This window comes from Paenibacillus plantiphilus (assembly GCF_927798095.1).
GTDB classification, from domain to species: Bacteria; Bacillota; Bacilli; order Paenibacillales; family Paenibacillaceae; genus Paenibacillus_Z; species Paenibacillus_Z plantiphilus.
The window spans coordinates 72015-96884 of record NZ_CAKMMF010000001.1; the positions used below are offsets into that span (position 1 = coordinate 72015).

Genomic DNA, 24870 nt, shown 5'->3' on the forward strand with positions numbered 1-24870 from the left:
CTGTCCTCCTCACTTGAAGGATGCCCCAATGCAACAAGCTTTATGTAAACTTTCAGAAAAGCTTGCTGTACTTAAATATGTTTCGAGTTAATTTCCTCGTTCAGCAATGCGATTAGCTCCGCTACTGACTTCGCACCAATGTCGCCTTCGCCCCGTTTGCGAATGGATACCGTACCAGACTGCGCCTCGTTCTCACCAATAACGAGCATGTATGGCGCTTTTTCGAGCTGCGCTTCACGAATTTTGTAGCCCAGCTTCTCATTGCGAAGATCGGCTTCGACTCGGATACCGGCAAGCTGCAGGCGCTCTTCCAATTCACGCGCGTAAGCTTCGTAAGCGGTGGATACCGGGATGATTTTCGCTTGTACAGGAGACAGCCAGAGCGGCAGAGCGCCTGCGAAATTTTCCAGCAGGAACGCGGTCATGCGCTCCATCGTACTAATGATTCCCCGATGAATAACGACTGGACGGTGCTTCTTGCCGTCATCTCCAACGTACTCCAGCTCGAAGCGATCTGGCAGCAGGAAGTCGAGTTGAGCAGTTGAGAGTGTCTCTTCTTTGCCCAGAGCTGTTTTGATCTGAACATCAAGCTTCGGACCGTAGAAAGCCGCCTCGCCCTCCGCTTCGAAGAACGGCAGGTCAAGCTCTTCCACGACCTCGCGCAGCATGCGCTGCGACATTTCCCACATCTCATCATTCTGGAAATATTTCTCCTTATCCTGCGGATCACGATAAGAGAGGCGGAAGCGATACTCTTTAATTCCGAAGTCCTCATACACTTGACGGATTAGATTAATAACACGGGCAAATTCATCCTTGATCTGGTCAGGACGGCAGAAAATATGCGCGTCATTAAGCGTCATTGCCCGAACTCGGTGCAGACCGGTCAGAGCACCCGACATCTCGTAGCGGTGCATCGTGCCCAGCTCCGCAATTCGAATCGGAAGGTCGCGATAAGAACGCATATCGCTCTTGAACACCATCATATGATGCGGACAGTTCATCGGACGAAGCACGAGCTCCTCGTTATCCATCGTCATCGTTGGGAACATATCCTCACTGTAATGTTCCCAGTGACCGCTTATTTTGTAGAGGTCGACATTCGCCAGAACCGGAGTGTAGACATGCTGATAACCAAGACGCTCTTCGAGATCGACAATATAGCGCTCCATCGTCCGACGTACCTTGGAGCCGTTCGGAAGCCAGAGCGGCAAGCCTTGGCCGACTTCGCGGGAGAAGGTGAACATTTTCAGCTCGCGGCCCAGCTTCCTGTGATCGCGCTTCTTCGCTTCTTCCAGGAAATGCAGGTGCTCATCGAGCTGCGATTTCTTGGGAAAAGCAGTACCGTAGATACGCTGCAGCATCTTGTTCTTCGAATCTCCGCGCCAGTAAGCGCCGGCCACGCTCAGCAGCTTAAACGATTTAATTCGTCCTGTGGATGGCAGATGCGGTCCGCGGCACAAGTCAAAAAACTCGCCCTGATCATAGATTGTAAGCTCGGCATCAACTGGCAAATCGCGAATAAGCTCCAGCTTGAGCGGGTCGCCCAGCTCTGTGAACGTCGCGATCGCTTCATCTCTGCCCACAACGCGGCGGCGAATCGCGAGATCCTCCTTAATGATGCGGTCCATTTCCTTCTCAATCTTGATCAGGTCCTCTGGCGTAATGGATTGCTCCATATCGATATCATAGTAGAAGCCGTCTTCAATTACCGGGCCGATGCCCAGCTTGACCGTTGTATTGCCATACAGACGCTTAATCGCTTGCGCCATCAGATGCGCGGTGCTGTGACGATATACTTCCAGACCGTCTGCTGTATCAACGGTCACGATTTCCAGCGAAACATCGCTCTCCAGCGGGGTGTAGACATCCACCACTTTGCCGTCCACTTTGCCGGCGATGGCAACCTTTCTCAGACCCGGGCTAATCGATCCTGCAACCTCTTCAATCGTCGTTCCTTGCGCATATTCCCGAACGGCTCCGTCCGGAAGCTTCACTTGAATAGCCATGTTGTTTTCCTCCTAAAAGTTTTTGCGTGCCTCCTGATTTCACTGCTTTGAATTAGCAAAAACTTGCTTCGTAAGCTTATGCTTGTTTTTGCGTGCCTCCTGATTTCACTGCTTTGAATTAGCAAAAACTTGCTTCGTAAGCTTATGCTTGTTTTTGCGTGCTTCGGACAACAAAAAAAGCACACATCCCTAAGAAGGGACGAGTGCTTGTATGACCCGTGGTTCCACCCTGATTCGATCGAAATCCGCCCTCTTGCAGCAGGAATATGCGATCCTCTCGGCATTCTGTAACGGGAACTGCCCGGCGCAGCTTACAACCGGCTATGATGCAATCCGGCTTCAACAACGCAGCTACAAAGGGGTATATCCGTCAACGCTTGCGTAAGGAAATTGCAGCCTGGTTTCCTCTCTCTGAAACGTGCGTGAGTGACTGATACATGTCTTTGTCAACGCTTTTTACTGCTCATAATTATAATCCGATACCGCAATACGGTCAAGCTTATATTTTCAACATATGTCATCGTTGCTGCACTGCTATATCCGTCTAATAATTGTCGTCTTCGAGGAAACTGCCTTTGCTGGCTCTTGTGTATCTTCAAAGTAAATCCCGCAATGCCCACACTCCGTACACAGCCGAACACGATGCTCAAAAATCGTTTCTAATGTCCGCATAACGGGCTGGTCCGGGTAGCGAGTATGAATAACAATCTGCTCCGGTGACACTGTTATGAGTGTGCTGACGATCATATCCTCCATGTTCATCTCTGACTCCAGCATTTCAGCGACGATCAAATCAACCGGCGCAGCTTCGAGAAGCTGGAACTGTTCATCATACAGCGCAAATTCATTATCCCCTTTATGAAGGACATGGACAACAGGCAGCTTGACCTCCTGTATGCGCACAAAATATTTCAACAATGAAATAAATTCCTGATACTGCCGATCCATCACATATTCATCTACCGCATACGCTACGATTTCCCGCAGCTCCTCCCAATAGGCAGTCAGACGAAAGGTGACGAATCCGTCCAAATGAAGCCTGATGCTGCTTCCCAAGTAAAGCTCAAGCTCCTCGGCCACCTTCCCTTTGCGACGCTCTCTGTCGATATGATGGACATCCGTATATACGATATCCTTTTCCGATGAAGAGACTGTGCCATGGAGAACTTGCTGACAATATCGCTCAACCGTTTCAATTTCATTAGGCTCGTCATAATGGAACTGCTTGCGTATTATCGCTCTGAGCAGCACCGGTTCAAGCTCCATCACAATGAATTGGGCAATTGCACTTGCCGCCTTGGCATATACGAGTGGACCATGATCCACTAGCGAGAAGTGCGGCAGCCCGCCAATGCATTGAATCGCATTGCACTGAAATTCGGGGATTAAAGCGACTAGCTCCGCTTCAGAATTGATAAATCCGGCTGCGCTATGTAAATCGGCAAATTCCTCTTTTAAAAATCGATGTAGTGAAGCGATCTTGTCAACTGAATCCGACGCGACTGATATGGTGAACAGTTCCATTGGCTCACTCCTACGAATTTTTGGTTAACCGAAACGATTTTCGTAAGCATTTGCATTTCCTTATCAGTATATGGTCCGGCCGAATCATATATACGATGCATGCAATGGCGATAATGGATTAGGATTGGAATGGTTGGCTATTCGTGGTATATTGATTCTGATAAACGTTGCTGTTGGAGTGAACATTCATGGACTATGAAACATTGGATTATAATCGCAGCCGCTGGAATCGCATGCTGCTAAACGCTTTTTGGTTCATCCTGCTTATTTCCATCCTGTTGGAAGGCCTGTACTTAACGATATCTGAAGTGCCCTTGGATGTATTTATTATTGATTACATTGTTATTCCGACTCTCATTCAGCTTGGAATTATACTTCTATCGGAAGCCGGTCTTCGTCTTCTCAAACCGAAGTACCAGGATTATGTCATCATACTCACTTCTTCTCTGTTGGCTTTTGTACTCGCCTACATTCACGACAGCATTAACTTTTTGTTGTTAGCGCTTTTTTTACCAGTTATTGTATCTGTTTATTATTTTCATACCAGAAAACTTGTGTTTGCGTTAAGCAACACTCTGCTATCGGTGAATGTCCTTTATTTCTTCAATGAAGCTGTGAATTCGACGATTACATATGTAGGACTGACGACAATCATCGTTATGTTCTCTATCTTTTCATTGATCGCTTGGGGAATATTGCTGCGGGGACGCGAGCTTATGGGCCATCTCAAAACCTATTTCGAGTCCAATCAGCAGCTGCTTGTCAAGACGATCTGGATGGATAAGCTGTCCAAAATGGATGCGCTGACAGAGCTGTACAATCATATGACCTTTCATGAATATTTCGAGAAATTAATCGAGCAGCACGAACGCAACGACCTTCCGCTGCAGCTGGCTATTCTTGATATCGACAACTTCAAGCGGGTCAACGATACATACGGGCATCGAGCTGGAGATGCTGTTCTAAAGCGAGTATCCGAGCTTATTCGATGCAATACATGCATGAATGATTTTGCAGCAAGGTACGGCGGGGAGGAATTCGCTATTCTTTTCACCGACAAGTCACGAGCCGCTGCGCTGGAGGTTGTTGAGAGCCTCCGTCAAGAAATAGCGTCGACCCCATACGAAGAGCTGAACAACACACCTGTAACGGTCAGTATCGGATTCGCAGAATATTCATCGAACGAAGGGAAGGAATATTTCTTCAACCGTGTTGATGAAGCGCTCTATTCCGCCAAAAACACCGGCAAGAACAAGACCGTCATCGCCTCCAATGTCGCGGCCGAGAATCGCCTTGCATAAGCAGTCGACCACTGTCTAGCAGCGTTAGAACGCGTCAACCCAGTAGTTTCAATATGTTTTGCGGAAGTGTATTTGCTTGAGCCAGCATGGCTTGGCCTACTTCCGTTTCTAGATTGATAGCCATAATATTCGAACTAATATACATCTTCCATTTCCTCTTTAGTAAAATAGTGCCATCTAAGTTATACTATCGGAATTTCATCCAAATAAATGAATACTAAAAACTTAAAATTTTACCGCCCTGTGGCACGACAAAGAACGCCTGTCAATTATTCTCTCCCTTTGGAATGAATAATCGACAGGCGTTGTAGTCACTTTTGCAGAATAACAGAGTACCGCCACATTAACTGCAGCACCTCCGTTTATTTAGATATGAAATTTCCACCCTAGTTCTGCATCACAAAATCATTTTGCACGCTGTCATTCTCATTGTATACTTTCAAAATCTCATATTTCGTATTGCGCTGCGCGGGGATTTTCCCTGCCTCGCGGATCAGCTTCAAGATCAGCTCAATGTTCACCTTATGTGTCGCGCCTGCGGCGGAAACGACGTTCTCTTCCATCATCGTGCTGCCAAAATCATTGCAGCCATAGGAAAGTGACAGCTTGCCGATATCCGGTCCCATCGTTACCCACGAGGATTGGAAGTTGTCGATATTGTCGATTGCAATACGGCTGATTGCCAGCGTCTTGAGGTATTCCTCCGGCGTTGCCTTCTCCCGCTTCATATTCGTGTTCTCCGGCTGGAATGTCCACGGAATGAACGCCAGGAAGCCCTTCGAATCGTAACCGTTAGCTATGCATTCATCCTGTGCATCGCGAACGCGCAGCAAGTGAAGCGCACGCTCCTCCATCTCTTCGCCAAAGCCGATAACCATAGTTGCAGTCGTGTTCATTCCGATCCGATGGGCGATCTTCATAACATCCATCCAGTCGGTCCAGGAGCCCTTCAGTCTGCTTATTTTGCGGCGTGTGCGATCATCCAGAATCTCTCCTCCGCCACCGGGCAGCGAATCAAGTCCCGCTTCATGAATTTGACGAATAACCTCTTCAAGTGAGAGACCGTCCGACACATCGCGCATCTTATGAATTTCCGCAGGCGAGAAGGAATGCATCGTTATATCCGGAAAATGCTGCTTGATCTTGCGCAATAAATCCAAATAATACGAGAAGGGAAGATTCGGATTAGTGCCGCCCTGCATAAGAATTTCCGTACCGTTAACATCTTTTGTTTCCTGGATTTTGCTTAATATCGTTTCATCGGACAGGACATATCCTTCGTTGGAGCCAGGCGCTCGATAGAAAGCGCAGAATCGGCAGTAAACATCGCACACATTCGTATAATTGATGTTCCGTCCAACGACGAACGTTGTGATCGGATCTGGATGCTTTCGCAGCATGATTTGATTGGCGACATGGCCCATTTTCTCAATCTCGTCAGATTCGAACAGGGCAACACAGTCTTCAAGCCCGATTCTTGTGCCCTGAAGCGCTTTATCTAATATGCGATCAACATTATTCATGGTCAATATGACCTCCTTGTTTGCCCAGCTTGTGTGGTCCGTAACCCAATAAGGCTTCGTATTCATACTATCATAAATAAAGCAGCATAGTCATCCGCCGATAAATGAAGATAAACCTTCCCCAGATGCGGAAAACGCGGCTTGTCCGCCCGGACAACCGCGTAATCGCTTTATATCGCCTTTTGCATTTTTCCTTTGTATACCGATCGCTACACTATCTAAGCTCACTTATCTCGCTCTTCGCAGCTTCCAATGCCTGTCCCAAATCTGCAATTATATCGTCGGCATGCTCAATGCCGACAGAGAATCGAAGCAGTCGATCATCTACGCCGATCTGGCGGCGAATATCTTCAGGAATATCAGCATGTGTCTGTACCGCAGGATAAGTCATCAGCGATTCAACACCGCCCAGACTCTCCGCGAAAGCAATCAGCTTAATATGGCGGAGAATCGGCTCCACATAACGGGCATCCTTCACACGGAAGGAGAAAATCCCCGTGTTGCCGGATGACTGGCGGTTCTGAACATCATGTCCCGGATGATTCGGCAACGCGGGGTAATAGACCTCTTCGATCGCTTCGTGATCCAGCAGCCAGTTCGCAACCGCTGTCGCATTCTCCTGGTGACGCTCCATCCGCAGCGCAAGTGTCTTCATGCCGCGCATAAGCAGCCAGGAATCCTGAGCGCCAAGCACTGCGCCGAGTGAGTTGTGATAGAACGCCATCTCCTCGGACAGCTCCTTGCCTTTCGTTACAATAAGTCCGGCAAGCACATCGTTATGTCCGCCCAAATATTTGGTCGCACTATGAACGACAATATCTGCCCCAAGCTCAATCGGCCGCTGGAAATACGGTGTCAGCAGCGTATTGTCCACAATCGTCAGCAGACCCTTAGCCTTCGCCCACGCACAGACGCGCTCGATATCCGTAATCATCATAAGCGGATTCGTCGGCGTCTCGATCAGAACGGCCTTCGTGTTCGGTGTACAGAGCTGGGACATCGCATCAATATCATTGGTGTCTACATACGATGCAGTAACACCGAATTTGCTTAATATTCGTTCGATTAAACGATACGTTCCCCCGTAGAGATCAAGCGATACGATCAAATGATCACCAGAGCGGAACATCGCGAAAATCGTCTGAAGCGCGGCCATTCCAGTGCTGCATGCGAAGCCAGCATCGCCGGACTCCAGCTGAGCGGCTGCATCTTCGAGCACACTGCGCGTCGGGCTCTTCGTGCGCGCATAATCGAAGCCAGTGCTCTCTCCAAGCCTTGGATGGCGGAAGGCAGTCGCTTGATAGATCGGAAAGCTGACCGCGCCGGTTACCGGCTCGTTTTGTGATCCAATTTGGGCTAAACGGCTTTCAATTTTCATTCGTGAACGGCTCCTTTAATTCAAATTGAAGGATATATTTATATATGCGCCCCAAGATCATACGGGGTTTGCTGATATACATAATAGTTCAACCAGTTCGAGAACAGCAGATTAGCATGAGCGCGCCAACTGGCCAGCGGCTGCAGCGACGGATCGTCATTCGGGAAATAATTGCGCGGCACGTTGATGCCAAGCCCCTTCGCCTTATCCCGGTCATATTCAAACTTCAATGTGAGCGGATCGTATTCCGAATGGCCTGTAACAAAAATTTGCTTGCCATTCCTCGAAGCCGCGATGTAGACACCTGCTTCCTGAGACACCGACAGCACCTCCAGATCCGCAATGCGGTCGATATCCTCACGGCGCACCTCCGTATGACGCGATTGCGGCACGTAGAACAGCTCATCGAACCCGCGCAGAAGCGGTACATTCCGCTTTTCGACCGTATGCGGATAGACGCCGAATATTTTCTCCGGCAGATCAAACTTCTCAATGCCGTAATGGTGATACAGTCCAGCCTGCGCGCCCCAACAAATATGGAAGGTAGAGGTTACGCGGCGAGCGCTCCAATCCATAATGTCCTTGAGCTCTTCCCAATAGGTTACTTCTTCGAAGCCCAAGTGCTCGACAGGCGCGCCGGTAATGATCATGCCGTCATAATACTCATGCGCAATGTCATCAAACGTTTTGTAGAACGATTCCAGATGCTCCGATGAAGTATTCTTGGATGTGTGTGTCTTCGGACGGAGCAGCACAGCTTCCAATTGCAGCGGCGTGTTCCCGATAAGTCTGAGCAGCTGTGTCTCGGTCGTCTCCTTCGTAGGCATCAAGTTGAGGATCGCAATACGAAGTGGTCTGATATCTTGATGGTAAGCTACACTTTCATCCATCACAAAAATGTTCTCGTTGTTCAATATTTCTTTTGCAGGTAGATGATCCGGCACTTTAATCGGCATCCTGTCTCACTCCTTTTCGTTAGTCAGCAAGCTCTTCGCTATCCCGAGACGATTATGCGCAAATAAAAAACCCCTCTCTGAAAACGAGTAGGGGCATAAGTTTATTATTCATGCGCCTCTCATCTCTCAGAAACAATTACGTTTCCGCAAGAATTAGCACCGTGCTATTACGCCGGTTGCCGGGCTTCATCGGGCTGGTCCCTCCGCCTGCTCTTGATAAGAAAGCTGAAACTATTCAGTTCAGTTGCAATACTTATTATTACTTTAAATCATTCCCTTATTCCAGTCAAGATGATCATGAATGAAAAAGTTCGCCTCGTCTCCTCCTCCTGCACAGCCCCCGCCCTCACGCATACAATAGCATAGAAGCGGAGCAGTTTTTTCTTGTATGGGAAGTCGCTGTCGGAGTATACTAGGGCAAGGATTACCAAGCAAGTCCATTCGATCATGCAAAGGGGTGTCGACGACTATGGAAGGCGACCCGAGGCCTGCGGGAAACCGCATTGATAACCGGTATAACCGGGAGATTAGTGATGCAGCTTTGTCTCAGCCAAACCTGTTCGTCGACGACCGCCGTCCTATACACGGCTAGACGGATTTCGTTTGCTCAGCGGCTCTGCCCACCTCTCTTCCAGTTTGCCGGCAACGGGAATACTACATCAAGGATGAGAGGAGAGTGCGCGAGATGAAGATCCGTCTGGTTAACAACGGCCTGTTCACGCCGATTGATGATATTCATGCTCTGCAGAAGCCGCCAATTGAGGGCTTCTATTGGATCGACGCTGATGTCGATGATTTGTCCGTGCTGCAGCCGCTCTTCACCCTTCACGAGCTTGCGGTGGAGGACTGCCTGAGCGAAGAGGAGCAGCGGCCAAAAATCGAAATTCATGACGGCCATTATTTTATTGTAATTAACAGCATTCGCTTCGATGATGAAGAAATTTTTCTTCGAGCGCTGAATATTTTTCTCGGACGCCATTATATTATTACCGTAACCAAGCAGAAGATTAATGAGCTGCGCTCGCTCAAGCCGATCCTGCTGGAAGAGCAGGTTGACCGGCCAGACCGCTTCCTGTATCACCTTGTTGACATCGTTGTCGACAATTACTTTCAAGTCGGAGATCGGATTGAGGCACGGATCGAAAGTCTGGAAGAAGACATTCTGGTCCATACCAAGAAGTCGCATCTGAACGAAATCATCGGCTTGCGAAGCGAGATTCTGTGGCTGAAGAAGGTGCTCGGCCCGCAGAAGGAAGTCATCGCAACGCTGAATAAGAAAGATCTGAAGCTCATTGATGACCAACTGCAAAAGTATTTCAGCGATATCTATGAGAATGCGGTGAAGATTGCGGAGACATTCGAAACCTACCGTGATCTGATGGCGAACTTGCGCGAGGCCTATCAATCCAGCCTGGCGAACCGGGCGAACGAAATCATGCGCGTATTCACCGCGCTGACGACGATCTTCATGCCCCTAACCTTTATTACCGGCATATATGGAATGAACTTCGACTATATCCCCGGCCTTCATACCGCTGGAGGGTCATATATACTGATCGGCATAATGCTCTTCCTGGCTGGCGGGATGCTGTACTACTTCCGCAAGAAGGATTGGCTGTAGCCAAACAACAGCACGCCATCGGCGCGGCAATGCAGTGTGCACACATACAGCATGCCGCGATACTAATACTGAATTCGAAGAGGCTGTCACATAAGCAGATTTCTGCTTAATGTGACAGCCTCTTCGCTTAACCTTGCATTCAATTCCGCTGTGTTGTTCAACTAACGATCTCCGTTAGTTGAACAAATTGTACTCTCTGCCCGCTCCGAAAGCTATCCTCATGGATTCGCCTCAAGCAGCTTTCCAAGCGTATCTCCTATTCTTTTAATATCGATACTGTCATTGTTGCTCAGCACAATGACGGTCATGTCATCCAGCGTGTAATGCTTGAGATATGCGACGAAACCGTTAATATTTCCGTTGTGAGCATAGATTTTTCTTTCTTCATCCTCGACGATCCAACCGTAGGCATAATTATCTTTGAAAGGTGTAAACATGGCCTCGGCCGATGTTTTCTTGATGAGTTGTTCCGTATAGAGCGACCGATCCCATTTGTACAGATCATCGATCGTCGAATAGATCGCTCCGGCGGAATAAGCAATACTCTTATCGACGAACAGCGCCTCGGAAGGCGTATCAAGACCGTTGGTATAACCAACCGCGAATTGTTTATTCGCTATACCGTCATCCCGAAAACCTGAATCGTTCATCCCAAGTGGTTTGAAAATATGCTCGTAAATATAGTTTTCGTATGTCTGCTTGCTGACTCGTTCAATGATGGCACCGAGTACGATATAGCCTGAATTGCTGTATTGATACTTGTTTCCCGGCGCAAAATTCAGCGGCTTGTCTTTAAATTTGTCCAAGTTCTGTTCGACCGTTACTTGCTGCCCTATCGTCTCCATAAAATCCGGAAAGGTGGTGTAATTCGGGATACCGGAAGTATGGGTGAGTAAATGGTGGATCGTGATTACGTCGCCATGTGGATAATCGGGCAGGTATTTATGTACAGGGTCTTTCACATTCAGCTTTCCTTGCTCTTGAAGCTGCATGATGGCAAGCGCAGTGAATTGTTTGGTGACGGAGCCGATTAGGAAAATGTTGTTTGGTGTGTTTGGTGTGTTCTTCTGCAGATTCGCCATCCCGTATCCTTGGCGAACCAAGACATTGCCTTTCTTAGCGAGCAATACAGAACCGGTGAATTTGAGTTTGTGCAGATAGGCATCTACTTTGTCTGAGAAGGATTCAACTTCTGAGCTGGCTGTTGGCTGAGTCTGTTTCGGCGCGGCAGAGCTCGGTACCGAATTTTGATGGTTATTGGATGTCGTACACCCTATGGTTAGGGAGCAAATTAGCATTGTGATCACAGCAACTTTTTTCATACGCACCATCCTAACTAAATTATTATACTTCCGATCAGTTCAAGAGCTATGGGTACAAGCACTTTCGTCAATTTCGCTGCACTATCCTGCCCTTTACTTAGGCGGACATCGTACACCCCATTTCTATTAATTCACAACAATTTACGGTCGAACTTAAAATTGGTTTCAAAATTTAGGAGGTTTATGCAATTAAGTGTAATTTATTATGTATGAGATTCGCAAAAAATACCATCTTTAGGGATCGAACTATTCTGCCGTTAGCTTAATGTAGCTTCGTCTTCATCTTCATCGCTGCCCCACTGCCACAATGGACACCGCCCTCGCCAATCGGGCAATTCCCTCTGCAATCTCTCCCTCGTTAGCTCGTGCGTAAGACAGCCTGACATAGCCCGCCTCTGCGCCATATACACGCCCGGGAACCATCAGAACGCCTTGCCGAATGCCTTCCTCCAGCAGGGAGGTTTCGGCTGCAGGCTGCAGCAATCTGCACCATATATGATAGCCTCCTCCCGGACGCGTCCACTCCGCCTTTCCTTGCAGATGCCTGTCCAGCGCATGCAGCATCGTTTCCTGATTACGACTTAATGCGGCGCGAATTCTTTCGAGCTGCTCAGACCAGCCCCCTGACTCCAGATACCGGCTGGTCAACTCCTGCATAAGCGGGCTCGTGCCGAAATCGAATTGCTGCTTAATATCCGCCATTCGCGAGATTACGCTTCTCGGACCGATTATCCAGCCAATGCGGAATCCCGGCGCCGCAGATTTGGACAAGCTGCCGAAATACAGCACGGAGCCCTCCACTCCAGTATTCGCGATAAGCGGCAGCGGCGGAGCTTCCCCATGCAGGCGTATATCGCTAAAGGTATGATCCTCTACAATCGGAATGGACAGTCCCCTGCATATTCGAATCAGCTCCAATCTCCTCTCCTTCGCAAGAACAACGCCCGTCGGATTCTGATAGGTCGGGCTTGTAATGACCATTCGGATACGATGGGCGCGATGCAGCTCCGGCAGCGATGACGGAATCATCCCATCCTGATCGACCGGAATACGCAGCAGCCGAATGCCCGAGGACATGAACAGCGGCAGCGAATAATGATAGGAAGGGCATTCTATCGCTATGCTGTCCCCGGATGACAGCAGGCATTGTGTAATCAGATGCATCGCTTGCTGACCGCCTGAGGTAACGAGAATCTCATCCTCATCAGCCTCAATTCCATACTGCTTCTGAACATGTCTTGCTATTGCCTGCCGAAACTTACGCTCTCCCCTGGGATCAGAGTAGTGCATGAAGGAGGCCATATCCTCCCCCTTCAATAGCTCCTTCATAATGGCAGTCGGCAGCAGGTCCAGCGACACTTCCCCATCAGCCAAATTAATATAGCTCGGGTCCGGCGTTAATTGATGAACCTTGCGAAGCAGCGAGATCGTCGGACGAAACACGCCGGATGACATATATTGCGACCAGCGGGGAAAATGGTTGGTCTGCAAATCCCACATACTATCGGCGACAAAGGTCCCTCGTCCCTGGACAGAATGAATCAAGCCCGCTGCACGAAGCTGCTCATAGGCTTTGGTTACCGTACTGCGATGAATCCTCAGAAGCGAGGCAAGATGCCTCTCCGTCGGCATCCCGCTTCCTGGCGGCAGTTCTCCGCTTAGAATCAACGTCTCCACCTGTCTGACGATCTGTTGATGAAGGGGCTCATTATGCCCCCGATCCAAATCCAGCTTCACACTCGACCTGCTCCCCTCTAGTAGAACACTCATTCGACAAATCTATTCAAATTGGCCTGCGAAATCAGATGCCAATTGGTTGATGACATGATAACTAACATTTTATATGATAATGAAAAAAATAACAGATGCGGAGGAATATTTCATCATGGAACTGCTGCTTCCCTTTATTAAAGGCTTCCTGTTCTCATTATCATTATGCTGTGACCTGGGCATGGTTAATGTAGCCATGATCAAGACCGGATTAGAGAAGGGCTTCAGGCAAGCATTCATGCTTGGCTTCGGATCATGCTTCGGAGACTTGACGTATCTGATTCTGTCTTTGCTTGGAGTGGCCGTCATTTTCCAGATTCCATTCATCAGATGGGTGTTGTGGATCGGGGGTACGATTGTTCTTGCCTACTTGACCTTCCAGATGATTAAGAAGACGCTGAAGCCGGATAAGCTTGAGCTGGACAATGACGGGGCAGCTTCACGGTCGGGCAAGAAATACTTTCTGTGGGGACTTGGCCTTGCCCTGTCATCTCCATCTGTCATACTCTGGTTCGTCGTCGTTGCCGGTCCTCTGCTCGCTACCTTCGAGGTTCGGGAATCCCGAACACTGATTATCTTTATCTCCGGCTTTTTTATTGCGGGACTTCTGTGGTCGGCATTCATCGCCATTCTTTCGGGCATATCCCGCAAGCGGGCAAGCGTCGGTTTCGTGCGAGTCGTATCCTTGGTGTCTGCTGCTATTTTTCTTGTTTTAACTGTAAAAGTGTTTATCGATGGCCTGCAATCACTGTAAATGGAGGATAGGAAGCGATAAAAGTGAGGCATAAGCAGAGGAGGAGAAATACGAATGGACATCGCCATTCATCATGCAGAGGATCATGAGCTGCACCTTGTCTATCGCATCATGCAGCAGGCATTCGCCGAATATGCCGGCTTCCTGTATCCACCGTCAGGCGCGCTGCAGGAGCAGGAAGAGGATTTGCATGTCATGCTGGCGGAACAGGCAGGACGCGCAATTATTGGAAGGATCGGCGCACTGCCGATCGCTTCCGCACGTTATTTGGTCAAGCAGGATCATGTTTACATTGGACGAATCTCTGTCCTGCCGAATTACAGAGGAAGAGGTTTCGCGACATCGCTGCTTGCTTTCGCAGAACAGGAGGCTGCCAGACTTGGGAAACACGAGATGCAGCTTGAGGTTCGCATGTCCCTCCCTGCCAATATCAGCATGTATGAGAAGCTTGGCTATCGCATAATCGAGCATATTCCCTACTCTGTAGGAAGTGATGTGTCTGTTACGATGTCGAAGCCTCTGTCGCCGTTCCAGCGGGAATAATGGCCGCCGGGCGTGGTCGACCGACCCGCCATCATGCAGCGAAGCACCGCGCTTGGAGCTGCGCGCGGTGCAGATGGCTATCAGCTACGCATTCTCTTCAGCTAAAGCCTGCACGCGCCCCTTCTCCAAATTAACGAATATAAGCATAATCATGCCGATGACGAAGAAGCCGATCAAAGATAATATTGCTAACCGGATCGAGCCTGTCAACGTCCCCGTGATGGAGAATATGAAGGGGCCCGCAGCCGAGGAGAACTTGCTGGACAGACTCAGAAATCCGAAGAACTCTGCCGTACGCGAAGGAGGCACCAGATTCGCGTAGATGGAGCGCGATATCGCCTGGCTGCCGCCTTGTACAAGGCCAACCATTACAGCCAGCGCGTAGAAGTGAGCCGCATTCGTCATGAAATATCCGAGAATGACGATCAACACGTATAGCGAGAGCGATCCGTACAACGATTTTTTGACGCCAAAGCCCGATGCCAGCCGAATAAACAGCAGTGTGCTTGGATATGCGATAAACTGCGTAATAAGGAGCGCGATGATCAAATGCAGCGTGCCGATTCCGATTCCTTTGCCGTAAACCGTTGCCATGACGATTACCGTGTTGATGCCATCATTATAAAACCAGTACGAGATCATATATTTAAGCAGCTCCGGATAACGCTTCAGCGTCTTTATCGTATGCTTGATACGGACAAAGCCGTTCTTGAAGGTATCGCCAAGCCCGCTGGCTGACCGCTGTACAGCCTTATCCTTCACATGCCGCATAACCGGAATCGCAAATAGAAGCCACCACAGCCCTACTGTGAAAAATGCCGTTTGAGTGGCAATCGTTTTATCCGGGAAGCCGAACATTTTCCAGCCCTCAATCATCGCAATGTTCAGGGTTAGCAGCAGCCCCCCGCCCAAATAGCCGTACGCGAATCCCCGCATACTAATCGCATCTCGCTTCTCAGGAGGCGCGATATCAACGAGCAGCCCATCGTAGAAGGTATTCCCTGTCGAGAAGCCGATCGTTCCGACAATGACAAGAATAGACGTCAGGAGCCAATCTCCCTCCCCGGTAAAGGCCATGGCAGCGCTCGCAAGCGCTCCGAGAACCGCGAAGAAGGATAGAAACTTCATCTTGGAGCCCGTATAGTCGGCAATCGCCCCCATAATAGGAGACAGAAGAGCGACTGATAGCGTTGCTATTGTTTGCGTGAAACCCCAATAATAGGCCGCTGTCTCTTCAGACAAATGAATTCCGGCTACCGATACGTAATAAATCGGCATAATCGCCGCCAGAATGGTTGTGGCAAATGCTGAGTTGGCCCAATCATACATTAACCAACCCCGGACTGCTTTGTGATTCAACTGAACTGCTCCTCTCATTATGACAACGAAGTAAATGCTATTATTTTCCTTTCGACAGCCCTGCACTGATTCCTTCTGATATCTATGTAAAGAATCTCTAAAACTATTCTCATTCCAGTCATTCTGTCAAGATGCAGCATCACTTTTACCTTTTGCTGTCCGTACCGTTTTCATTTATAATATATAGATAGGTGATAAAAATCTTTAATCGAATTGGAGGATTCAATGAACATTAGTCAGCTCGAAACGTTATTGACGATCTCCAAGACGATGAGCTTCCGCAAAGCAGGCGAGCTGCTCAATCTGACGCAACCAGCCGTTTCCGCACAGATCAAAAGTCTGGAGGACGAGTTCAAAACCGTTCTGATCGATCGGAACCAGCCCGTTACGCTAACCGACCGCGGTCAAGTGTTTCTGGAGCATGGCGAGCAAATCCTCGCAATTGTCGAGGAGCTCAAGCAGAAGCTGTCAGACCTGAACCAGATCCCGCAAGGACAAATCGTGCTTGGCACAACTGCATCTATAGCCGTTCAAATTTTGCCTCGGGTATTGTCATATTTTAAGGATCAATTCCCAATGATAAAGACAAGGATTCATTCCATGCCCTCCTCGCAGGTCATGGCCAGTGTAGAGAATGGCACTTTGGATATAGGCATTACCTACCTGTCAGAACGCAATCCCAACGTCGAAACCTCTATTCTTTACTACGACACGTATGAGCTTGTCGTCTCTCCAGAGCACCCGATGAGCCACCTCAAGCATACAACGGTAGAATCCCTCAAGGATATTCCCATGATTATGCTCTCGCCAGATACCCTTGGACGACGATTCCTCGACCAAATCTTCAAACGCTACAATCTTCAGCCGAATATCGTCATGGAGCTGTCTAGCAGCGAAGAAGTGAAACGGATGGTCGAGATCAATCTCGGCGCCGCTGTCGTCTCCAAGCTGTCCATCGTTAATGAAGTACGGCTGGGAACGCTGAACAGAATCAAGGTAAATGAGTTGGACCTGAGCCACCCCGTCGGTGTCGTATACAAGTCAGGACGTTATTTGAACTCTGCGATGCAGCAGTTTCTCAGTGATGTGAAGGGCATGCCGGAGGATCAATTCATCAGCAGCGAATAGGAGGCAGCGACTATCATGAAATTCGATCTACATACCCACCATTTCCGCTGCGGACATGCAGACGGCACTATTGAGGATTACATACAGGCAGCGATAAAAGCAGAGCTGAACGTGATCGGCATCTCTGATCATTCGCCATACTTTGCCAATGAAATCGATCAGCCCCAGCCAGGCATCGCGATGGCGAAGAGCGCATTTGCGGGTTATGTCGAGGAGGTCCTTCGGCTGAAGGCCAAGTATGAAGGAACCATTGACGTGCTGCTCGGCGTTGAGTCGGATTATTATCCCGAGCATATTGAGCTGTACAAAAGTGTATACGAGCAATATCCATTCGACTATATTATCGGCTCCATTCATCAGACACGCGGCGTGAGCATCTTCAATCGCAATCGGTGGAAAAATTTATCCACCCCCGTGCAGGTTGAAGAGAAGCAGCATTACTATGAGCTTATTGCCCAATCCGCGCGCAGCGGCGCCTTTCAGGTGCTTGGACATATTGATGCGATGAAGGGCTATTATCCCCCCTTCTCCGACATCGCAGCCGACGAAGCAATCGATTCCACGCTCAGCGTCATAGCCGAGAGCAGCACTGCAATTGAAATTAATACGTCAGGCAAGACCAAATATGTGGGCGGCTGGTATCCATCCGATGCCATTCTGGAGCGGGCGTTGTTCTATGGGGTGGAGGTGACGTTCGGCTCTGATTCTCATATTCCGAGCCGGGTTGGCGATGATTGGGAGCTTGTACGGCAGAGGTTGAAGGAGATCGGGTTCAAGCATTGGGTATATTACAAACAGAAGAAGCCAATTGTCGTTCCCCTTTAAGACAAAAAAAATGGACCTGCACGCTACAGGTCCCAAATCATATATCGTTAAAAGGGGGTCTTGTTTATTATAATAGCCCACGAATGTGATAAAGAGATAACAACAGCATTTCATTTGTGTAACAAATTGCTTGGCCCCTTGATCCAGATACTGAGAAGGAGCAGATAGCTGTGGCCGGACAGTCCTCTACGATCTTCGAGTGGAGCGCATTTTCCTAATGGAGGACTCTATCCGTCCCAATAAACGCCGGAGCCCTTGCTTCACACGATGACCGGAGGATTGCTTCATTATGGAACCCCAGCCGTCATAACGCCCTCCGTACCCTGCTATAAGGCGGTATAGCTCTCTTACACGGTCATTGACCGTATCAAGACGCACATCTTCAAACTTGCTGATGACAAGCGGGTATGGATAGCTGTTGTCCGGCTCCGTCTGCTTGTCCTTCTCTATGCTGTACCCCATATTCTTCAAGGTTGCTTCCATTTCCTGACGGTCCATATCATGCTGAAAGAGCAGCCAGTGGTATACATTGCGCGGCTGATTAATATTGTCGCCCTTGTGAATCAACGCATAGATCATCTGGGCATTATGAACGAACAGCTCTTCGAGCTGATCAGGCAACATATAATTATAGAACGTCCATTGCGGATCCCGCTTCATATAATATTGCACACGGAACTTCCAGTTACTGTCGACCCACTCGCGAATCATTCCCTCGTTCACAGTTCCGTTGCCAATGTAATAATAAAATTCAAGTCGGGTCAAGGAATTGATTCGACCAACATAATGAGCCTCACCCAAGCTTTGGAGCCATTGCTCCAGCCCAGCCTCGAAACGTTCCAGAAGCTTCACAAATTCGCGCTTGGTATGATTCTTCTCACGTACGGGATATAAATTGACGGTAACCGATAGCAGATCATTGTAACCTTCCAATGGGGCGTCCGTTTTAAAGCCAGCGTTAACCAGGACGCGCAGCTGCTCCGATTCTGTACGGCGTTCATAGAAACCCCAATTGTCACTCATGAAGCACCTCGATCCTGTAGACATCTCCGAAGTAATGAATTTTATCTATTCTATTATAACGTTTTCACCCGTGTGCGTGCTAATCATTATTCGACTTATTATGCACCATCGCTTTATTCACCGCAACTTAACTTACTTATATATTGTATATAGTTATTTTATAGTATTTCGCAATTCATGTCGAAAGCTGCACGCAATTGAACTCATTTATGCTACAATAGAAGAAGTTAAAGAGGGGTGATACCATGGATTATTCCAAAATGTGCCCAAAGTATGAGTGCGCGTCGGATTTGCTGGGCAAGAAATGGACGGGTCTGATCGTTCGTGTCCTTCTTGGCGGACCTAAGCGGTTCAAGGAAATTAAAGAGCAGATTCCCGAGATGAGCGACAAAATGTTGACTGACCGAATGAAAGAGCTAGAGCAATGTCAGATCATTAAACGACAAGTTTATCCGGAGATGCCTGTCCGGATCGAATATGAGCTTACTGACAAAGGACGCGGATTGGAGCCTGTTATTCAATCCATTCAGGATTGGAGCGAGGATTGGTGTTAAGAGCTGCCGTTATGGATACGGCAGCTTTTTTGCTGTATATGCCGCCGAGCTTCGGGCGTCAAAGACCGAGGGCTGTCCCTATAGTAGCAACTACTAGTGGAACAGCCCTCTCACAACTCAATGCTCTGCGATTTTATCCTACAATAGTAGTCACTACGCCGTCCTCTATCATGATGGTAACAATGAAATGAGTCACTTCATATCCGCCATTGACGGTAGTGATTTCTGATGGCTTGAAACCATCAGGATAGGTTTTGAAAAATCCTTCGTAATAAACAACCATAACAACATCGTGTCCGGGGAAGTGCTCACTCACAGTTTCGCCAAGTGCAGTCGCCCAGATTTTAACATCGCTTTTGTTATTCGGCCATCCTTCCAGATAAGTGAGATAGTTCTCGCCAAGCATCTGGCTCATAATGAATACTCGGCCGGTCGGCACGCCGCCCACCCAAGTTTCCAGCGGAATGTCAGCTTCATCGGTTGGAATAAAGGTTACCCCTTTATTCAACCCTTCCGTTATGAGTGTTGCTGCTTCTTTGGCCGAGCTGGACCCGCCAGACCCGCCATTATTGGGGGTAGCAGGCTTCGTAGCAGTAGCAGCAGGGCTAAACGCCGTTGTTGGTATATCACCATGACTCTTGCCGGCAATGCTGCTAATCATGCTTCGAGCTTCACTGATCGATACCGCAAAATTCAAATCAGCAATGCTTGAATCAATCCCCGAGCTCGTGATGCCTACTAATTTCCCTTGTGTGTCGAATAATCCGCCACCCGAGCTGCCATGGTCAATCGGAACGCTAATCTGCAATGTATTCACACCGTCGATTACGCCAATATTGCTTATGACCCCTTGCGATACTGTGTTTTGCTGCCCAAGCGGGCTGCCTATCGCGACTACTTTATCACCCTTTTTCAAATCGCCTGGAGTGCCGATCGCAACGGAACCCATCGTTATGCGCTTCTTTGTCTTGATCAATGCCAAATCTCTTTTCTCATCCAAAGAAATATATCCGGCAATATCATGTGTGTTACCGTCAATATCCGTGATGGAGACCGCCTTCGCATCTTCTATTACATGGTAGTTAGTAATAAACACACCTTCTCCCAGACTAACGGCGCTGCCCTGTGATGTGTCTGTATTTACAATGACGACCTTGCTGTCATTCAATTCTGTAATCGCCTTTGTAGAAAGCTCGGTTGATGTCGGCGCCGTATTAACAGGAGCAGTCTCCACTGGCTTAGGCGCCGGTTCTGGCGCTGGCGCAGGAGTGACCAGAGGCGAATATTCGCTGCTCGTCGTTTCTTTGGAGTCGATATAGATCGCTTTGGTCGGTTGATCGAATTCGATATTGTAGTTCATCGACTCGCTTACAAATCGAAGCGGAATATACGTGCTGTTGTTGATTACTTCCGGCGCAGCTGTCAACGGAACAGACTTCCCGTTCAACACAGCCCTTTTGGAGCCTACTGTAAAAATAATTTCCGTGCTGTCCTTGGAAGCTTTCACTATTTTTGCTCTAGCATCATATTCAATGTAAAAGTTCAGCTTTGCTAGAATGCTTCTGAATGGAACGATGGTGGAGCCATTCTTAACCAGAGCGTTCGATGCAGCGAGATGACCATCCACATACACCTTAAATAAAGGTTCGGCAGCATAGGCACTCGTAGTGCCAACAAAAAAAGCCGCAACTAAAACAAAAAGCATCGAAAGTTTGCGCATTGTGAAAACCCCTTCATCATCATGTTGTTTCTCTCTCCGTATCAGCTATGTTCCGCTAAAAAAAGACAATCACACTTTCCGTTATTTATGGCAAACACTACCTATTAACAACTATAGTAGCATATCATCTTCCTCTAGTGTCAATAAAAATAGCCCGAATTTCCTATGAGCCCTATATTTCTACTAATCTTTCATGCCTCCACGATCGACTGTTCATACAAAAAAGGGCTGTCCCCTGCCATCATTGCTGATGACGGTCAGGACAGCCCTCTTCGTATGATCGGTTAATTAGAAATCAAGCCACTTCTTGAATAATTGCTTCGTCGTATCCTTATTCATAGCCGCGATGGACGTTGTAAGCGGAATGCCCTTCGGACAGGAGCGGACGCAGTTCTGCGAATTCCCGCAGCCTTCGATTCCGCCTTCCTCCATAAGCGCATCCAGTCGCTCAGCCTTGTTCATCTCACCTGTTGGATGAGCATTGAACAGACGTACCTGCGAGATCGCTGCAGGACCGATGAAGCTGTTCCGATCATTCACATTCGGACAGGCCTCCAGGCAGACGCCGCATGTCATGCACTTGGACAGCTCATACGCCCATTGACGCTTCGTCTCCGCCATCCGCGGTCCAGGACCGAGATCATACGTACCGTCAATCGGAATCCATGCTTTAACCCGCTTCAGCGCGTTAAACATCCGCTCACGGTTAATGACAAGGTCGCGGACAACCGGGAAGGTGCTCATCGGCTCCAGGCGGATGGGCTGCTCCAGCTTGTCTACCAGCGCCGTACAAGCCTGACGCGGCTTGCCGTTGATGACCATCGAGCAAGCGCCGCATACTTCCTCCAGGCAGTTGGATTCCCAGCATACCGGCGATGTGCCTGCTCCATCGGCTTTCTGCGGATTGCGCTGAATCTCCATCAGCGCACTGATCACATTCATGTTCTGCCGATATGGAATTTCGAACTGCTCCGTATAAGAAGGCGCATCGGGTTTGTCCTGACGCGTAATAATAAACTTGATTGTTTTGTTAGCAACCGTCGTGTCAGCCATCGTTATTCTCCTTTCTTCTTATCCGTTCCTAATTCTTGTCCGTCGTATAATCGCGCTTGCGCGGTGGAATAAGCGAGACATCAATATCTTGATACGAGATTTCCGGACCTTCCGCCGTCCATTTCGCAATCGTCGTCTTCATGAATTTCTCATCGTTGCGCTCAAGGAAATCAGGCTTATAGTGCGCGCCACGGCTTTCATCACGGAGCAAGGCGCCCTTGGTCATCGCTTCGGACAGCTCCAGCATATTCCATAATTGACGTGTGAAGGCGACGCCTGCATTGTTCCAGCGTGCCGTGTCATTAATGTTGATGTTGCCGAAACGTCCCTTAAGCTCCTTGATCTTCGCAATTGTCTCTTCCAGCTTCTTGTTGTAGCGAACGACCGTCATGTTGTTGGTCATCCATTCGCCAAGCTCCTTGTGCAGCACGTAAGCGTTCTCTGAGCCGTCCATCTTGAGAATCCGCTCATACTTCTCGGTCTGAACCTTCTTCTCGCGATCATACACGGTGGAGGAAATGTCCTCAGCGGATTTCTTCAAGCCGCGAATATATTCAACCGCTTTAGGTCCAGTAATCATGCCGCCATAGATAGCCGACAGAAGCGAATTCGCTCCCAGACGGTTCGCGCCATGGTATTGATACTCGCATTCGCCTGCTGCGAAGAGGCCGGGAATGTTCGTCATTTGATTGTAATCGACCCACATGCCGCCCATGGAGTAATGAACAGCCGGGAAAATTTTCATCGGGATTTTGCGCGGATCATCGCCCATGAATTTCTCATAGATCTCGATAATGCCGCCAAGCTTGACATCAAGCTCCTTAGGGTCCTTATGCGACAGGTCCAGATAAACCATGTTCTCGCCGTTCACGCCGAGCTTCATATCGACGCACACGTGGAAAATTTCGCGAGTTGCGATATCGCGCGGAACGAGGTTGCCGTAGCCGGGATATTTCTCTTCAAGGAAATACCATGGCTTGCCGTCCTTGTACGTCCAGATGCGACCGCCTTCACCGCGAGCGGATTCAGACATAAGGCGCAGCTTGTCATCGCCTGGAATGGCTGTCGGGTGAATCTGGATAAACTCGCCATTGGCGTAATGAACGCCCTGCTGATAAACAGCGCTCGCCGCAGTTCCTGTATTAATGACAGAGTTCGTCGTTTTGCCAAAAATAATGCCAGGTCCGCCAGTAGCCAGAATAACCGCATCCGCAGGAATGATGTGCACTTCCATCGAACGCAGATCCTGACAGGATACGCCGCGGCATACGCCGTCATCGTCAAGCACCGCGCCAAGAAACTCCCAATGCTCGTATTTCGTTACAAGACCCGCAGTCTCCCAGCGGCGTACTTGCTCGTCAAGCGCATACAGCAGCTGCTGGCCGGTCGTTGCGCCTGCGAATGCTGTACGGTGATATTTCGTACCGCCGAAGCGGCGGAAGTCAAGCAAGCCCTCCGGCGTCCGGTTGAACATAACGCCCATCCGGTCCATCAAGTGGATAATGCCTGGCGCCGCATCGCACATTGCTTTAACCGGCGGCTGGTTCGCAAGAAAGTCGCCGCCGTAGATTGTATCATCGAAGTGCTCCCATGTGGAGTCGCCTTCGCCCTTCGTATTCACCGCACCGTTAATGCCGCCTTGCGCGCACACGGAGTGTGAACGCTTCACGGGCACAACAGAGAACAGGTCGACATGCACGCCTGCTTCCGCTGCTTTTATAGTAGCCATCAGACCGGCAAGGCCGCCTCCGACGACAATTACTTTATTCTTAGCCATCTCGATTCGCTCCTTGTCTAAGTCCTATACAATATTCGTCCATGCGATAGCAGCAGATGCCGCCTCTTTAAATTCATCTCCGCGGAATGCAAACAGCGACATCAGGAACATAGCCGTTACAATTACGAACACGACCATCCAAATGTAAGACGAGATGCGCTGTGCGCGCGGTCCGACCGTAATGCCCCAGCTAACGAGGAATGACCACATGCCGTTGCTGAAGTGGAACACTGCCGCAACAACACCGATCACGTAAAAAATCAGGAATAATACATTTGTAGAGATGTCATGCATGACACCGCCAAGCTCATCATGCCCTACATTGCCAATTGCTACCTGAACGCGCGTCTGGTATAGATGCCAGACAATGAAAATAAACGTAATGACACCTGATATCCGTTGAAATGTAAATGCCCAGTTGCGGCCATAATGGTACTGTCCCGTATTCAGATTGGACTGATAAGCAATGTACAGACCGTATACGCCATGGAACAGCAGCGGAATCCAAATAAGGGTCGCCTCCAGAACCGGAACAAGCGGCAGGCTGTTCAGAAAAATCACCGCATCCTTGAAGCCCTGCGGGCCGCCTTCGACTGCGGCGAAATTCGTCACCATATGTTCAATGAAGAACAGGCCGAGCGGGATCACTCCAAGAAGAGAGTGGATCTTGCGCGATAAGTAGGTATTACCTTTCATAACGTTTACGTTCTCCTTTCAAGACTGTGGGTAG

At 49.0% G+C, this 24870-nt stretch carries 21 protein-coding genes and 1 riboswitch; of the genes, 7 read left to right on the forward strand and 14 right to left on the reverse strand.

Going from position 1 to position 24870, the window contains the following annotated elements; translation table 11 throughout:
- Positions 1–71: 71 nt before the first annotated feature.
- Complete coding sequence (gene thrS, locus L6H65_RS00280; protein WP_236338221.1) at positions 72–2009, reverse strand: threonine--tRNA ligase; 1938 nt, start codon at positions 2007–2009, stop codon at positions 72–74.
- A gap of 534 nt (positions 2010–2543) precedes the next feature.
- Positions 2544–3533 (reverse strand): putative sporulation protein YtxC, encoded by a 990-nt coding sequence (locus tag L6H65_RS00285; RefSeq protein WP_236338222.1) that lies wholly within the window; start codon positions 3531–3533, stop codon positions 2544–2546.
- 188 nt (positions 3534–3721) lie between these two features.
- Here L6H65_RS00285 and L6H65_RS00290 point away from each other — a divergent pair, with 188 nt between their 5' ends.
- Complete coding sequence (locus L6H65_RS00290; protein WP_236338223.1) at positions 3722–4834, forward strand: GGDEF domain-containing protein; 1113 nt, start codon at positions 3722–3724, stop codon at positions 4832–4834.
- Between the two features lie 34 nt (positions 4835–4868).
- Here L6H65_RS00290 and L6H65_RS26735 read toward each other — a convergent pair whose 3' ends face one another.
- The 4 genes from L6H65_RS26735 to metA form a co-directional block, all read right to left on the reverse strand.
- A complete protein-coding gene (locus L6H65_RS26735; RefSeq protein WP_371877605.1) occupies positions 4869–4979 on the reverse strand; it encodes a flagellin in 111 nt (36 codons plus the stop codon).
- A 241-nt stretch (positions 4980–5220) separates the two neighbouring features.
- Positions 5221–6357, reverse strand: a complete 1137-nt coding sequence (gene mqnC, locus L6H65_RS00295; protein WP_236338224.1) for a cyclic dehypoxanthinyl futalosine synthase — start codon at positions 6355–6357, stop codon at positions 5221–5223.
- A 214-nt stretch (positions 6358–6571) separates the two neighbouring features.
- The gene (locus L6H65_RS00300) at positions 6572–7735 is read right to left on the reverse strand and encodes a PLP-dependent transferase (RefSeq protein WP_236338225.1); all 1164 of its coding nucleotides are present in this window, start codon (positions 7733–7735) and stop codon (positions 6572–6574) included.
- A gap of 38 nt (positions 7736–7773) precedes the next feature.
- On the reverse strand, positions 7774–8691 hold the full coding sequence (gene metA / locus L6H65_RS00305; RefSeq protein WP_236338227.1) for a homoserine O-acetyltransferase MetA: 918 nt from the start codon (positions 8689–8691) through the stop codon (positions 7774–7776).
- A gap of 116 nt (positions 8692–8807) precedes the next feature.
- Positions 8808–8914: riboswitch (SAM riboswitch) on the reverse strand.
- Positions 8915–9376: 462 nt separating this feature from the next.
- Here metA and corA point away from each other — a divergent pair.
- Positions 9377–10312, forward strand: a complete 936-nt coding sequence (gene corA, locus L6H65_RS00310; RefSeq protein WP_236338228.1) for a magnesium/cobalt transporter CorA — start codon at positions 9377–9379, stop codon at positions 10310–10312.
- 218 nt (positions 10313–10530) lie between these two features.
- Here the strand turns inward: corA and L6H65_RS00315 are convergent, their stop codons facing one another.
- Both L6H65_RS00315 and L6H65_RS00320 read right to left on the reverse strand, forming a co-directional pair.
- Entirely contained in the window at positions 10531–11634 is a 1104-nt protein-coding gene (locus L6H65_RS00315) for a serine hydrolase domain-containing protein (protein WP_236338229.1), read from the reverse strand.
- 285 nt (positions 11635–11919) lie between these two features.
- Entirely contained in the window at positions 11920–13371 is a 1452-nt protein-coding gene (locus tag L6H65_RS00320; RefSeq protein WP_236338230.1) for an aminotransferase-like domain-containing protein, read from the reverse strand.
- Between the two features lie 148 nt (positions 13372–13519).
- Here L6H65_RS00320 and L6H65_RS00325 point away from each other — a divergent pair, with 148 nt between their 5' ends.
- The gene (locus L6H65_RS00325; protein ID WP_236338231.1) at positions 13520–14158 is read left to right on the forward strand and encodes a LysE family translocator; all 639 of its coding nucleotides are present in this window, start codon (positions 13520–13522) and stop codon (positions 14156–14158) included.
- A gap of 54 nt (positions 14159–14212) precedes the next feature.
- Complete coding sequence (locus L6H65_RS00330) at positions 14213–14701, forward strand: GNAT family N-acetyltransferase (protein ID WP_236338232.1); 489 nt, start codon at positions 14213–14215, stop codon at positions 14699–14701.
- A gap of 84 nt (positions 14702–14785) precedes the next feature.
- Here L6H65_RS00330 and L6H65_RS00335 read toward each other — a convergent pair whose 3' ends face one another.
- Positions 14786–16060 carry an MFS transporter gene (locus L6H65_RS00335; protein WP_236338233.1) on the reverse strand — a complete coding sequence of 425 codons (1275 nt, stop codon included), beginning with the start codon at positions 16058–16060 and terminating at the stop codon, positions 14786–14788.
- 225 nt (positions 16061–16285) lie between these two features.
- Between L6H65_RS00335 and L6H65_RS00340 the strand changes: the two genes are divergently transcribed.
- Positions 16286–17188, forward strand: a complete 903-nt coding sequence (locus tag L6H65_RS00340; RefSeq protein WP_236338234.1) for a LysR family transcriptional regulator — start codon at positions 16286–16288, stop codon at positions 17186–17188.
- Positions 17189–17203: 15 nt separating this feature from the next.
- Positions 17204–18013, forward strand: a complete 810-nt coding sequence (locus tag L6H65_RS00345; protein WP_236338236.1) for a histidinol-phosphatase — start codon at positions 17204–17206, stop codon at positions 18011–18013.
- A 186-nt stretch (positions 18014–18199) separates the two neighbouring features.
- On the opposite strand, the gene L6H65_RS00350 is transcribed toward L6H65_RS00345, so the two are convergent.
- Positions 18200–19036 (reverse strand): DUF695 domain-containing protein, encoded by an 837-nt coding sequence (locus tag L6H65_RS00350; RefSeq protein WP_236338238.1) that lies wholly within the window; start codon positions 19034–19036, stop codon positions 18200–18202.
- Between the two features lie 245 nt (positions 19037–19281).
- Between L6H65_RS00350 and L6H65_RS00355 the strand changes: the two genes are divergently transcribed.
- Positions 19282–19590, forward strand: coding sequence for a winged helix-turn-helix transcriptional regulator (locus L6H65_RS00355; RefSeq protein ID WP_236338240.1), 309 nt, complete (start codon positions 19282–19284; stop codon positions 19588–19590).
- 133 nt (positions 19591–19723) lie between these two features.
- Here the strand turns inward: L6H65_RS00355 and L6H65_RS00360 are convergent, their stop codons facing one another.
- The 4 genes from L6H65_RS00360 to L6H65_RS00375 form a co-directional block, all read right to left on the reverse strand.
- Complete coding sequence (locus L6H65_RS00360; protein ID WP_236338241.1) at positions 19724–21310, reverse strand: stalk domain-containing protein; 1587 nt, start codon at positions 21308–21310, stop codon at positions 19724–19726.
- A 288-nt stretch (positions 21311–21598) separates the two neighbouring features.
- Positions 21599–22363, reverse strand: a complete 765-nt coding sequence (sdhB, locus tag L6H65_RS00365) for a succinate dehydrogenase iron-sulfur subunit (RefSeq protein ID WP_236338242.1) — start codon at positions 22361–22363, stop codon at positions 21599–21601.
- Between the two features lie 28 nt (positions 22364–22391).
- Positions 22392–24140: a succinate dehydrogenase flavoprotein subunit gene (sdhA, locus tag L6H65_RS00370; RefSeq protein ID WP_236338243.1), complete on the reverse strand. Its 1749-nt coding sequence runs from the start codon at positions 24138–24140 to the stop codon at positions 22392–22394.
- A gap of 24 nt (positions 24141–24164) precedes the next feature.
- Positions 24165–24836 (reverse strand): succinate dehydrogenase cytochrome b558 subunit, encoded by a 672-nt coding sequence (locus L6H65_RS00375; RefSeq protein ID WP_236338244.1) that lies wholly within the window; start codon positions 24834–24836, stop codon positions 24165–24167.
- Positions 24837–24870 lie beyond the last annotated feature (34 nt).

Bases quoted from the DNA above. Each gene is read 5' to 3' on its own strand.
- L6H65_RS00290 (WP_236338223.1), top strand. From the start codon at position 3,722: ATGGACTATGAAACATTGGATTATAATCGCAGCCGCTGGAATCGCATG.
- sdhA (WP_236338243.1), bottom strand. From the start codon at position 24,140: ATGGCTAAGAATAAAGTAATTGTCGTCGGAGGCGGCCTTGCCGGTCTG.
- L6H65_RS00285 (WP_236338222.1), bottom strand. From the start codon at position 3,533: ATGGAACTGTTCACCATATCAGTCGCGTCGGATTCAGTTGACAAGATC.
- L6H65_RS00360 (WP_236338241.1), bottom strand. From the start codon at position 21,310: ATGCGCAAACTTTCGATGCTTTTTGTTTTAGTTGCGGCTTTTTTTGTT.
- L6H65_RS00355 (WP_236338240.1), top strand. From the start codon at position 19,282: ATGGATTATTCCAAAATGTGCCCAAAGTATGAGTGCGCGTCGGATTTG.
- L6H65_RS26735 (WP_371877605.1), bottom strand. From the start codon at position 4,979: ATGTATATTAGTTCGAATATTATGGCTATCAATCTAGAAACGGAAGTA.
- sdhB (WP_236338242.1), bottom strand. From the start codon at position 22,363: ATGGCTGACACGACGGTTGCTAACAAAACAATCAAGTTTATTATTACG.
- L6H65_RS00330 (WP_236338232.1), top strand. From the start codon at position 14,213: ATGGACATCGCCATTCATCATGCAGAGGATCATGAGCTGCACCTTGTC.
- L6H65_RS00340 (WP_236338234.1), top strand. From the start codon at position 16,286: ATGAACATTAGTCAGCTCGAAACGTTATTGACGATCTCCAAGACGATG.
- L6H65_RS00375 (WP_236338244.1), bottom strand. From the start codon at position 24,836: ATGAAAGGTAATACCTACTTATCGCGCAAGATCCACTCTCTTCTTGGA.
- mqnC (WP_236338224.1), bottom strand. From the start codon at position 6,357: ATGAATAATGTTGATCGCATATTAGATAAAGCGCTTCAGGGCACAAGA.
- L6H65_RS00300 (WP_236338225.1), bottom strand. From the start codon at position 7,735: ATGAAAATTGAAAGCCGTTTAGCCCAAATTGGATCACAAAACGAGCCG.
- L6H65_RS00315 (WP_236338229.1), bottom strand. From the start codon at position 11,634: ATGAAAAAAGTTGCTGTGATCACAATGCTAATTTGCTCCCTAACCATA.
- metA (WP_236338227.1), bottom strand. From the start codon at position 8,691: ATGCCGATTAAAGTGCCGGATCATCTACCTGCAAAAGAAATATTGAAC.
- corA (WP_236338228.1), top strand. From the start codon at position 9,377: ATGAAGATCCGTCTGGTTAACAACGGCCTGTTCACGCCGATTGATGAT.
- L6H65_RS00325 (WP_236338231.1), top strand. From the start codon at position 13,520: ATGGAACTGCTGCTTCCCTTTATTAAAGGCTTCCTGTTCTCATTATCA.
- L6H65_RS00345 (WP_236338236.1), top strand. From the start codon at position 17,204: ATGAAATTCGATCTACATACCCACCATTTCCGCTGCGGACATGCAGAC.
- thrS (WP_236338221.1), bottom strand. From the start codon at position 2,009: ATGGCTATTCAAGTGAAGCTTCCGGACGGAGCCGTTCGGGAATATGCG.
- L6H65_RS00350 (WP_236338238.1), bottom strand. From the start codon at position 19,036: ATGAGTGACAATTGGGGTTTCTATGAACGCCGTACAGAATCGGAGCAG.